This is a genomic window from Nocardioides sp. (assembly GCF_016462705.1).
Taxonomy (GTDB): domain Bacteria; phylum Actinomycetota; class Actinomycetes; order Propionibacteriales; family Nocardioidaceae; genus Nocardioides.
The window spans coordinates 21,814-32,071 of the sequence record NZ_JAEMSS010000028.1 but is presented as its reverse complement, the minus strand read 5'-3'; the positions used below and the strand labels follow the sequence as shown (position 1 = coordinate 32,071).

Below are 10,258 nucleotides of genomic sequence, written 5' to 3'. Positions count from 1 at the left end.
GGGGGGATTCATGAGGAGCGCCATCGGCGTCATCGCCATCGTGTGGATTTTCATCGGCGGCGTCGCCGCCGAGCAGCGCGGCAACTTCGCCCGGGCGACGCCCACCTGCTCTGCCGTGGGCGAGATCTCGCTGACCGTGGCGGCCGGCCCGCTCAACTACCAGGGAATCAACCCGAACGTGTCCTGCACGCTGCCTCAGCCGTCGGCGTAGGGGCGCGGCGGACCGGGCCGGAGCCGGTCCGCCGCGCTCGTCGCGGTCAGGTGCAGGGCAGGTAGGTCCGCTCCACGGCGAGCTTGTCCGCGCCCTTCTCGACCAGCTTCAGGCTGACCGAGACCTCGGCCATCTCGTCGGGGTCGAGCCCGGTCAGCGTGGTCGTCTGCTTCTTCTTGGGCTTCTTGACCACCTTGGCCTTCACGCCGTCGACCCGGAAGATGGCCTTCTTGACCTTGCGCTTGTCACCCTTGCCGGCCTTCGCCGTCCACGTCGCGGCCACGGACCCGGCCGCGCAGGCACGTCCGTCCGCGAGGTCGAGGTACTTGCTGCCGCTGCCCTTGGCCACCTCGGTCGCGACCCCGGGGTCGTCGAACACGAGGTCGAGGTTGAGCGTCGACTTGCTCGGGCTCGTCATGGTCTGCGCCGGCGTCGGCGCCTGCAGGATGTTCTGGTTCTGCACCTGCAGGATCCAGGTCCCCGCAGGCAGGTAGATCCGCTGCGTCAGGTTGCTGTGCAGGAAGTACTGGACCTGCTGGATCGTGCCGGCGACCGGGCCCGCGGCGTTCTGCAGTATCAGGATGCCGACGGCGCCCTTGGACTTGATGTGTGCGGTGACGTACTTCGGGGTCGGCAGGTCGAAGAAGCCGACGTCCACCCCCTGGGCCGTGACCGAGGCGCCACACGCCTGCGCAGTGCCCTTCGAGGACAGGAGCGACAGCTGCGTCGTCACGTCGACCTCGAGGGTCCGCAGCGCGCCACCGAGCTGGGTGGCCCGGACCGTGTTGGAGACCGTTCCCGTCATCGTGGTCACGTCGGTGTTGTCGACGTTGTGGGTGACGGTCGCGCTGCTGGTGACCGTCGTGGTCACCGGGACGCCGTCGGCGGCGAACGGCGTGGCCGGAGAGGTGGCGTCCCCGGGGCCGGTCTCGGTACAGCCGCCCGAGGCGCTGAACCCGACAGCCGCTTGGGACGACGCCGTGTCCAGAACCCCGGCGTGAGCCGTGGTGGGCACCATGACCAGACCGGCGGCGGCCACGGCCACGGCAAGCCCGGCGCCGTAGGCGCGCACGGAGGAGGTGATCTTCATGGTCGGACCCTTCTCGACAGGAGTGGTGGTCCCGACGCTACGGAGCCCGTCGGTGCGCAGACATGACCCGTTGTGACTATTGCCGATGGCCGGACCGGCGGTCAGTGACCTCCGCTGCCGGGGACGACACCGAGCGAGTCGATGTAGTCCTTGATCGACGGCAACGCGACGAGCCGGTCCCGGAAGAAGGTGTTCACCACGTTCTCGAGCTGCGCCTTGGCTGCGTCCAGCTCGCGCGCGACCGCCTCCGGGTCGCTGGTGTCGCGATGCGCCTCCAGCGCCGACCGCAGCCGGAGCAGGGCCGCGACGACCTCTTCCTCCTGCACACCCTCGAGCGCCTGGACCACGGTCATCACCAGGTCGTCGGTCTGCGCCCGGACGTTCTCCTCGGGGATCGTCGACCCCTCGACGGCGGCGTTCTCGAGCGTCCAGAGCAGCGACCACACCTGGTAGAGGACGACGGTCGGCTCGTCGAAGAGCTCCCGGACGTACGCCGCCTCCACGTGCCGGCCGCTGTAGCGGAAGACGTTGTACATCCGCTTGGCGACCTTGCCGTAGTTGGGGTGCGCGAGGTACTTCCTGACCTCGCCCTCCAGCTGCTCCACGTAGTCGTCCAGAGCATCACCCGACACGTTGGCCACGACCTTGGCGAAGGTGGGCAGCTCCTCCTGGTCCAGGTAGACCTCCTGGAAGTAGGCGTCGATGTAGCCGTCGAGGGCCACGATCTCGCCGTCGGGGGACTCCCAGGTCGGGTCGATGACGTTGCTGGCGTTCGCCAGGCCGCCGCTGTCGGCGTCGACGGCGACCCAGTCGAGCTTGCACCAGCCCGGTTCCTCGCACAGCTCGTCCCAGCCGAGCCGGACCCGCTCGCCGTCGCGCTCCACGAACATCTCGCCGGCGAGGACCTCGTCCGGTCGCCAGCTGATCGGTCCGCCCTTCTTCTGGGTCTCCCCGTCCTTGACGCAGTCGAAGGGCCACAGGCTCCACTTCGCCTCGATGAACTGGTACGTCGGCCCGCTGGCCCGCTCGATGGCGTTGTCGCGGAGCACCGTGGCCAGGATCTGGCAGGCCTCGCTGCGCGTCGCCGCCTTGATGTTGAGCCGCTGGAAGAAGTCGCCGTCCCCGGGGAACGCCTGGATCTTCGACTGCGTGGACGAGCCGGACATCGCCAGCGCGCCCTCGACGATCCCCTCCGGGCCCTTGACGTCGACCAGCTCGCCGATCCGCCGGAACCGGGCGAGGACCGCCGGGCTGAAGTCGAGCATCGTCACGCGGTGCCCGAAGACGCCGTCCGCGGAGACGGTGATGTCCGGGGCGTCCGGGTCGGTGTCCGGCGCCGTCTCGGCGGCCAGCGCGTCGAGCCAGCGGCGGGTCTCGGCGTCGTCCAGCTCGATGTTGAAACGTCTCGCCGACTCGAGGAGGCGAGCAACGGCGTCATCAGCAAGACCATCGGGAGTCGTGGCGGTCATGCGGAGAGTCTCGCCCTCCGGAGGGGTCCCCGGAATGGCACTTTCGGGCTGTTCGTCGCCCGGCTGGACGCTGGGCTACTCGCCCAGCGACACGGTGGTCGTCGTCGCGCCCGCGAGCGCATCCCGCTCGTCGAGGAGGTGGCGGAACAGCTCGGCCTGGTCCTGGGCGTCCGCCAGGGCGTTGTGCGTGAGGGCACGGCCACCCAGGTGACGGGCGGCGAGGACGTCCATGCTGGTGGCCGCCCACGAGGTGTTGCCGCTCCCCATCGCGAAGGCCTTGATGTCCAGGGCCGAGTAGCCGAACGGGTTGCGGCCGAGGTGTCGCTCGAAGTAGTCGGCGATGAACATCCAGTCGAACGCCGCGTTGAACGCCGTGAAGACCGGCCGGCTCCCCGCCGACACCTGGTTCAGGACCCAGTCCTCGAACATGCTCATCGCCCGCTCGGGCCGCTCGCCCCGCTCCAGGAGCTGCTCGATCGACAGGCCGGTCACGGCGAGGGCCTCCGGGATCGCGGCGGTGTGCTCCGGCTGCAGCTCGACGTAGAACGTCTGCTCGGGGTCGTCGACGCGGCAGGCCCCGATCGACAGGATCGCGTACCTCGACGGCACCGGGCCGGCGGTCTCGATGTCGACCGAGATGAAGGTCTCCGGCTGGTCGTCGTTGTCCCTGGCGGTCATGGTCCGTCGAGCGTAGAGGCTGGGTGAGCCCGGACACTCACGACGGGCTGGGTCGTCCGGCACTACCCGGACTGTCTCCGTCGTGTCGCAATGAAGGCATGGACGCCGCCCGACCGCGATATGCGGACACCACCGTCTGTCCCGACTGCCGTAGCGCGCTGCCGACCGCGCCGCTGCGGTGCCCGACCTGTGACCTGCCGCTCCAGGGCCCGCTGGCCACCCAGCTCCTCAGCACGCTCCGCGCGGCCGACGACCTGCTCGTCCAGCTGCGGGCCTCGACCCCCACCGCCGTCACCCGCGCCGCGCCGGGTCCGGCCTCCTACCTCGACCCGGACCTCCCGCCGATGCCTGCCGCACACCCCGCGGCCGCCCGGCGGGGGCTCGCGGGAGCCTCCGTCCCCAAGATCCTGCTCGGCCTCGGAGCGGCCTGCCTCCTCGTCGCGGCGGTCATCTTCCTCGCCGTGGCGTGGACCTGGCTCGGAGTCGGCGGTCGTACCGCGGTGCTGGTGGTCCTGACCGTCGCCACCGGGGCCGGCGGCCTGGCCCTCGCTCGACGGGGCCTCCGGGTCGCTGGTGAGGCACTGGTCGCCGTGGCGCTCGGGCTGGTCGTCCTCGACGTGATCGGTGCCGACAACGCCGGCTGGTTCGGGACCCTGGCCGTCGAGGAGCTCGTCCGCCTCGTCGGCCTCGCGCTCCTCGTGCCGGCCCTCGCCCTCTCCGTCCCCCGGCGCCGGCTGGTCACGCCGCAGCTCGTCGCGCCGACCGGGGTCGCCATGGTCCTCGGCAGTGTCGACTGGTCGAGGCTCGCCATCGGCGCGGTCGACATCGGTGGCGTCGTCTCCGTCCTGGTCCTCGCGGGACTGGTCGCCGCGGGCCGACGTCTGGAGGCGACGGTGCTCGCCTGGGTCAGCGGCGTCCTCGCCGCCGTCGTGTGGGCGGGCAGCGGCCTGTGGGCGCTCGCCGAGGCCAGCGAGCACCCGGGCTGGTCGGCCCTGTGGCGCGAGGGGCACGGCTGGGAGCTGGTGGCCGCGAGCCTGCTGGCGCTCCTGCTCTGGGGAGTGGGCTGGGCCGAGCCGGTGGTCCGCCAGGGGGCCGCGGCGTTCGTGGCCGGCGCGACGACGTACGCCGTGGTGCTGCCGTGGCTCGACGGTTCGGCGACCGACGCCGGTCTCGTGTTCATCGGCGTCGTGGTCGTCTGGGCGGCGGTCTCGTCGCTCACCCCGCCGCGCTGGTACGCCGTCCCCCGAGTGCCTCTCGCGGCCGGGGCCCTGGCCTGCGCGGTCACCTCCCTCTACCTGGTCGGCGTCTCCGCGGTCGCCGTCGCGACCCTCGGCGGGCCGTACACGGCCTCGGCCGACGTCGATATCGTCCCCCTGCAGGTCGAGCCGCATCCGCTGCTGCTGCTCGGCTCGGTCGGCGCCCTCGTGGTCGCGGCCTCCCTGGCGCTCCCCACGAGGCTCCCCCTCGTCCGCCTGGGAGCGGGAGCCCTCACCGTGGCCGGGGTGGCCACCCTGGGGCTGTACCCGGCCCCGCTCTGGACCGTGCTCGGCGCCCTCGCTGTGGTCGCAGCCGGCCTGCTCGTCGTGGCGCTGCCTGGCACCCATGCGAGCTCCGCACCGGCGGCGGCCGGGGCCGCCCTGGCCGGCGTCCTGCTGGTCGTGGCGGCCCTCCCCAGCGCCGTCCTCACGGCGGTCGCCCTGTCGGCGGTGGTGCTGGGTCTCGGGGCCACCCTGGTGCGAGGGCACTTCCCACTGGCGCTCGAGTCCGCAGGCCTCGGCCTGCCCCTCGCGCTCGGGGGACTCCTCTGGTCCGCGGCCGAGACCGCCGGTCTCGACCCGGCGGTCCGGGCGGTGCCGATCATGGTCGTCGTGGGGCTGCTCGCCCTGGTCCTGGCCCGACCGGAGGTCGAGGCTGCGGCGGCGGTGACGGGACTCGTCGCCGCGCTGGCGGCGATCCCGGCCGCCACCGACGTCTCCGTGTCGCTGGCGGTGCACCTGACTGTGGCCGGCGCCCTGGTCACGACCGGCTCCTTGCTGCACCCGGACCGGCGGATGCTCGCGTGGCCGGGTGGACTCCTGCTCGCCGCGGCGACCTGGGTCCGGCTCGCCGACCTGGGCGTCGAGGCACCCGAGGCCTACACCCTCCCGTCCGCACTGGCCCTGGTCCTCGTCGGGATCTACCGCATCCGCTCCGCGCAGGACGCCGCGACGATGCCGACGCTGGCTCCCGGTCTGGTGCTGGCCACCGTGCCGTCGCTGTTGTGGGTGCTGGCCGAGCCGGTCACCCCCCGGGCCGTGATCCTCGGCCTCGGCTGCCTCGTCCTGCTCCTGGCCGGCGTGCAGCTGCGCTGGCACGCTCCCGTCGTCGTGGGAGCCGTGGTCGGTGGGCTGGTCGTGCTCCGAGAGCTCACGCCGTACGCCCTGCAGACCCCGCAGTGGGTGCTGATCGGACTGGCGGGTGCGGTCCTCATCGCCAGCGGCGTGACCTGGGAGTCCCGGATGCGGGACCTGCGGCACGCCGCGGCGTACCTGGGCCGCCTGAGATGATCACCTGAATCTTGACAGCACACTGTCATTCTGACAGAATGCTGTCTATGGCAGACATCCGCACCGTCCACCTCGCCGTCTACCCCACCTGGGCCGACTGGGAGCCGGGCTTCCTGGTCAGCCGGGTGAACAACCCCGCCTGGCAACGCAGACCCGGCTCCCTCCGGGTCCGCACCGTGGCGTCCTCGCTCGAGCCCGTCCTCTCGATGGGAGGTGTCCGGGTCCTCCCCGACCTCACCTTCGACGAGCTCTCACCTGCGGACAGCGCGATGCTCGTGCTCCCGGGCGGCGACCTCTGGGACGCCGACCAGCACCCCGCCACCTCGGAGCCCCTCCGGGCCGCGAGCGCGTTCCTGGAGGCGGGCGTGCCCGTCGCGGCGATCTGTGGAGCCACCGCCGGACTCGCCCGGGCGGGGCTGCTGGACGACCGCGCCCACACGAGCTCGGCTCCGGAGTATCTCCTCCAGTCCGGCGGCGCCTACGCCGGCGGCCACCTCTACCGGCACGAGGACAGCGTGACCGACCGCGGCCTCATCACGGCCGGCCCGACCCATCCGGTCGAGTTCGCCCGGGCCGCGCTGGAACAGCTCGAGGTCTTCGAGCCGGAGGCGCTCGACGCCTGGTACCGGCTCTTCGGCCGGCAGGACCCGTCCGGGTTCGCCGTCCTGGCCGGCGCATGACCCAGCCCGGAGACTCCGGGCCGGAGCGCGAGGTCCTCGTCGAGCTGGTGCTGCGCACCTTCCGCCTCAACGGCATGTTCCTCCAGGTCGCCGAGGGTCTCGCCCGCCCCGCGGGCCTCACGGCGGCCTGGTGGCAGGTGCTCGGCGCCGTCCTGCGCGAGCCGCTGACGGTGGCCGGGATCGCCCGGGAGATGGGACTGGCCCGCCAGAGCGTGCAGCGGGTCGCCGACCTCCTCGTCGACAACGGCCTGGCGGAGTACCGGGCCAACCCCGCCCACGCCCGCGCCAAGCTGCTCGCCCCGACGCGGGCCGGCTGGGACGCCATCGACAAGCTGCGGGGCAACGCGCTGGCCTGGGCGGGCGAGATCACGGCCGTCGTCGGCGAGGCCGACCTGCGCGACACGGTCGAGGTGATGCAGCGTCTCATCGACGCCCTGTCGGCCGACTGAGCCGACTGATCCCCGTCGGCCTAGTCGACCACCCTCAGCAGCGGCCGCACCGCGGTGCGTGCGGCGTGGATGCGGGACTTGACGGTGCCCAGTGGAACGTCGAGCAGGGACGCGATCTCGTTGTAGTCGAGCTCCTGGACGTCCCGGAGCACGAGCGGCTCCACCAGCTCCGGTCGCTCGGCCCCGAGGACCTCGAGGGCGTCCAGGAGGTCGAGCCTGCTCCCGGCGATCACGCTGGTGGTGCGCGGGTCGACGTGGAGCGGGAGCTCGTCGGTCGGCCGCTCGGCGGACCGGCGCTTGAGCGTGCGGTACGTCGCGCGGGCGCTGTTGGACGCCACCGCGTGCAGCCAGGTGGTGAACCGGCTGCGGCCCTCGAAGCCGCCGATCTTGGTGGCCACGAGCAGGAGCGCGTCCTGGGCGGCCTCCTCGGCGTCCTCGGGGAACAGGAGCATCCGGCCGCAGATCCGGCGTACCCGCGGCTGGATCTCGGCGAGCAGCTCGTCGAGCGCCTGCGGGTCGCCGGCCGCAGCCCGGGACGCCAGCCGGTCGAGCTCTGCCGCGGCCACCATGACTCCACCGTAGGTGCTGTAACGCCAGGAGACCGGCCAGCGCTGTTACCCGTATGACCATTCGCAAACTCACGTCAGGCAGGACTCGGGCAGTAGCGGTCGGGGGTGCGGTGATCGCGCTCCTCGGAACCGGGACCGCGGTGGCGGCCGGACAGATCGGCTCGGACGGGATCAAGAACAACTCCGTCACGAGCTACGACATCAAGGACGGCACGCTCCAGACTCGCGACCTCACCACGAACAACTTCGCGCGGTTCACGGCGACCGAGACCGTCGTCGCGGGTACGACCCCGGTGAGCACCGACCCCGCTCTCGCCGGGGCCCGGGTGGTGGAGGTCGCCGCCGACACGGAGACCCCGCTGGTGACCATCGTCCTCGACCAGGGGACGTGGAAGATCAACGGCACCGCCCAGTTCTGGCACGTCAACGGGCCTGCGCCGGCTGGCGCCGACTACGGCGTCGTGACGATCCCGGGCCTCCAGGACGGGTTCAACAAGGCCTACACCGCCGACGTGCCCGACGGCGGCGGCAACCCGGCACAGACGTCCTTCTCCGGGACGATCAAGATCACGGCGAACGACACCCCCGTGACGCTCACCGGCGCCTTCACCGCGGGCAACAGCGGCGAGGCCGGTGTCACGGTGCAGGCGACGCAGTACGTCTACGTCGCCACGCGACACCAGCAGTAGCAACCGGCGCGGGGCGCGCGTGGCAGCATTCGGCGAGTGAGCCTGCCCGCGCGCCTCGGCCGCCTCGAGCGCGTCGAGCGGCTGGGCGTCGGCGGGTTCGCGACGGTCTGGCTCTACCGCGACGAGGAGCTGCAGTCCGACGTCGCGGTCAAGGCGCTCGCCGACAACTGGGCGCAGCGCATCGACGTGCGCGAGCGCTTCCTGGAGGAGGCGCGGATCCTGCGCCGGGCCGACTCCGACCACGTGGTCCGCGTCTACGACGTCGGTGAGGTCGACTCCACGCCGTACTTCGTGATGACCTACGCCGACCTCGGCTCCCTCGCGCACGTGGTCGAGAGCGGTGAGCCGCTCCCGCCGTGGCGGGTGGTCGACCTCGTCGAGCAGGCAGCCGCCGGGCTCGCCGTCCTGCACGAGCTCGGCGTCGTCCACCGCGACGTCAAGCCGCAGAACCTCCTGCTGCGCAGCGGCGGCAGTGCCGGTGAGCGGCTGCTGGTCGCCGACCTGGGTGTCGCGAAGGCGATGCTGCACGCCAGCGGCCTGACCCAGGTGGTGGGGACCCCGGCGTACATGGCGCCGGAGCAGGTGATCGGCGAGGGCATCGACACCCGCGCCGACGTGCACGCCCTGGCCGCCGTGGCCTACCAGCTCCTGACCGGGCGGCTGGCGCGCACCGGCTCGGTCACGGACCTGCTGACGGCCGAGCTCCCGCTCGCCCCGTCCCGCCTGGCCGACCTGCCGACCCGTGTGGACGACGTGCTGTTGCGCTCGCTCGACCCCGACCCGGACCGCCGGCATCCCGACGTCGGCACCCTCGCCGCGGACCTGGCCGACGCGCTGCCGCGCACGATCGCCAGGGACCGGCCCCGGCCCACGCGGCTGCAGGACCGGCCCACCGTGGCCACGGCACGGCCCGAGCCCCCGGGCGCGGGCCGGCGTCGGCTGCCGGTGCTGCTGACCCTGATCTGCCTGCTGGTGCTCGGTGCGTCGTTCGCGGCGTCCTACGCCGTCACGTCGCTGGTGCGCTGAGGGTCCGGCAGACCGAGTGGCGTCACCTCGGGGAGCTCGGCCCGAGCCGCCCGCGCGAGCGGCGTCGCCAGCTCGACCCAGCGGGCGGTGCGATCGGGTCCGAGGGCGTCCCACGGCTCCTGGGCGAGCCGGTCGGTGATCTCCTCGGCGCGGGCCAGGGTGGCCGCGCCGGCCTCCGAGATCCTGCCGTCGCGATGGAGCAGGCCACGCTCGGTGAGCCGCTCCGCGGCGATCTCCCACTCCAGGTCACCCCACCCGCGGTTGCGCTGGAGGACCTCCCGGGTCATGTCGTGGCCGCACCTCAGCACCATGGTCGACAGTCCGTCCAGGCCGACGGCCAGCTGGGCGAGCACGTGCCCGTCCCCGCGGAGCTCGCGCAGGACGGTGGCCGCGTGCCACAGCTCGCCCAGAGGCTCCTCGGGCCACGGCAGCGCCGCGTTGGCGGCGCCGAGCGCACGGCCGGACGTCGGGGCGCCGCTGGCGACCTCGCGGAGCAGGTCGGCGGCCTCCTCCACCCCGGGTGACCCTGCGAGCAGCCGGCCGAGCACCGCGACCGACCCGTCGAGCCGGGCCTTCAGCGCCGCCTCGGGCGGGGCCAGGTCCCAGACCGACGGGATCGCCCGCTCGACCATCGACGGCGCGAAGCCCGCGTAGAGCGCCGTGGACACCGCCGCCGGGGCCGGCCCGAGCGGGGCGGACCGGCCGGCGAAGTAGCCCCGCCAGAAGCCGCGGTAGCCCGCAGCCTCGAACGCCGCGCGCGGCTCGGGCGCGAAGTAGGTGACGGCGTGCAGCGGCTCGAAGAGCGTCCAGAGGTGCCGAGCCGGAGTCATCGGCCTACTCTAGGCAGTGAC

At 72.7% G+C, this 10,258-nt stretch carries 11 protein-coding genes; 6 read left to right on the top strand and 5 right to left on the bottom strand.

What is annotated here, in order from left to right; genetic code table 11:
* Nucleotides 1-211: hypothetical protein (locus JHD21_RS05740; RefSeq protein WP_292672375.1), on the top strand; the 211-nt coding region annotated here is incomplete at its 5' end.
* Between the two features lie 46 nt (nucleotides 212-257).
* On the opposite strand, the gene JHD21_RS05735 is transcribed toward JHD21_RS05740, so the two are convergent.
* The 3 genes from JHD21_RS05735 to JHD21_RS05725 form a co-directional block, all read right to left on the bottom strand.
* The gene (locus JHD21_RS05735; RefSeq protein ID WP_292672374.1) at nucleotides 258-1,301 is read right to left on the bottom strand and encodes a hypothetical protein; all 1,044 of its coding nucleotides are present in this window, start codon (nucleotides 1,299-1,301) and stop codon (nucleotides 258-260) included.
* A 101-nt stretch (nucleotides 1,302-1,402) separates the two neighbouring features.
* Nucleotides 1,403-2,770, bottom strand: a complete 1,368-nt coding sequence (locus JHD21_RS05730) for a hypothetical protein (RefSeq protein ID WP_292672372.1) — start codon at nucleotides 2,768-2,770, stop codon at nucleotides 1,403-1,405.
* A gap of 75 nt (nucleotides 2,771-2,845) precedes the next feature.
* Nucleotides 2,846-3,448, bottom strand: coding sequence for a 3'-5' exonuclease (locus JHD21_RS05725; RefSeq protein WP_292672370.1), 603 nt, complete (start codon nucleotides 3,446-3,448; stop codon nucleotides 2,846-2,848).
* A 98-nt stretch (nucleotides 3,449-3,546) separates the two neighbouring features.
* Between JHD21_RS05725 and JHD21_RS05720 the strand changes: the two genes are divergently transcribed.
* Genes JHD21_RS05720 through JHD21_RS05710 form a run of 3 tightly spaced genes read left to right on the top strand, consistent with a single transcriptional unit; the run spans nucleotide 3,547 to nucleotide 7,123 of the window.
* A complete protein-coding gene (locus tag JHD21_RS05720; protein ID WP_292672369.1) occupies nucleotides 3,547-5,994 on the top strand; it encodes a hypothetical protein in 2,448 nt (815 codons plus the stop codon).
* 47 nt (nucleotides 5,995-6,041) lie between these two features.
* On the top strand, nucleotides 6,042-6,674 hold the full coding sequence (locus JHD21_RS05715; protein ID WP_292672367.1) for a type 1 glutamine amidotransferase family protein: 633 nt from the start codon (nucleotides 6,042-6,044) through the stop codon (nucleotides 6,672-6,674).
* The gene (locus JHD21_RS05710) at nucleotides 6,671-7,123 is read left to right on the top strand and encodes a MarR family transcriptional regulator (RefSeq protein ID WP_292672365.1); all 453 of its coding nucleotides are present in this window, start codon (nucleotides 6,671-6,673) and stop codon (nucleotides 7,121-7,123) included. The genes JHD21_RS05715 and JHD21_RS05710 overlap by 4 nt, the downstream gene beginning before the upstream one ends.
* 20 nt (nucleotides 7,124-7,143) lie before the next feature.
* Here JHD21_RS05710 and JHD21_RS05705 read toward each other — a convergent pair whose 3' ends face one another.
* Nucleotides 7,144-7,692, bottom strand: coding sequence for a sigma-70 family RNA polymerase sigma factor (locus JHD21_RS05705; protein ID WP_292672364.1), 549 nt, complete (start codon nucleotides 7,690-7,692; stop codon nucleotides 7,144-7,146).
* 110 nt (nucleotides 7,693-7,802) lie between these two features.
* Between JHD21_RS05705 and JHD21_RS05700 the strand changes: the two genes are divergently transcribed.
* Both JHD21_RS05700 and JHD21_RS05695 read left to right on the top strand, forming a co-directional pair.
* Nucleotides 7,803-8,381: a hypothetical protein gene (locus tag JHD21_RS05700; protein ID WP_292672363.1), complete on the top strand. Its 579-nt coding sequence runs from the start codon at nucleotides 7,803-7,805 to the stop codon at nucleotides 8,379-8,381.
* 36 nt (nucleotides 8,382-8,417) lie between these two features.
* Nucleotides 8,418-9,407 (top strand): serine/threonine-protein kinase, encoded by a 990-nt coding sequence (locus tag JHD21_RS05695; RefSeq protein WP_292672361.1) that lies wholly within the window; start codon nucleotides 8,418-8,420, stop codon nucleotides 9,405-9,407.
* Here JHD21_RS05695 and JHD21_RS05690 read toward each other — a convergent pair.
* Nucleotides 9,380-10,237, bottom strand: a complete 858-nt coding sequence (locus JHD21_RS05690) for a hypothetical protein (RefSeq protein ID WP_292672359.1) — start codon at nucleotides 10,235-10,237, stop codon at nucleotides 9,380-9,382. The two genes, JHD21_RS05695 and JHD21_RS05690, sit on opposite strands and share 28 nt — an antisense overlap.
* Nucleotides 10,238-10,258: the final 21 nt, after the last annotated feature.

Coding starts and splice junctions, on each gene's coding strand:
- JHD21_RS05690 (WP_292672359.1), bottom strand. CDS start 10,237: ATGACTCCGGCTCGGCACCTCTGGACGCTCTTCGAGCCGCTGCACGCC.
- JHD21_RS05720 (WP_292672369.1), top strand. CDS start 3,547: ATGGACGCCGCCCGACCGCGATATGCGGACACCACCGTCTGTCCCGAC.
- JHD21_RS05735 (WP_292672374.1), bottom strand. CDS start 1,301: ATGAAGATCACCTCCTCCGTGCGCGCCTACGGCGCCGGGCTTGCCGTG.
- JHD21_RS05710 (WP_292672365.1), top strand. CDS start 6,671: ATGACCCAGCCCGGAGACTCCGGGCCGGAGCGCGAGGTCCTCGTCGAG.
- JHD21_RS05705 (WP_292672364.1), bottom strand. CDS start 7,692: ATGGTGGCCGCGGCAGAGCTCGACCGGCTGGCGTCCCGGGCTGCGGCC.
- JHD21_RS05725 (WP_292672370.1), bottom strand. CDS start 3,448: ATGACCGCCAGGGACAACGACGACCAGCCGGAGACCTTCATCTCGGTC.
- JHD21_RS05730 (WP_292672372.1), bottom strand. CDS start 2,770: ATGACCGCCACGACTCCCGATGGTCTTGCTGATGACGCCGTTGCTCGC.
- JHD21_RS05715 (WP_292672367.1), top strand. CDS start 6,042: ATGGCAGACATCCGCACCGTCCACCTCGCCGTCTACCCCACCTGGGCC.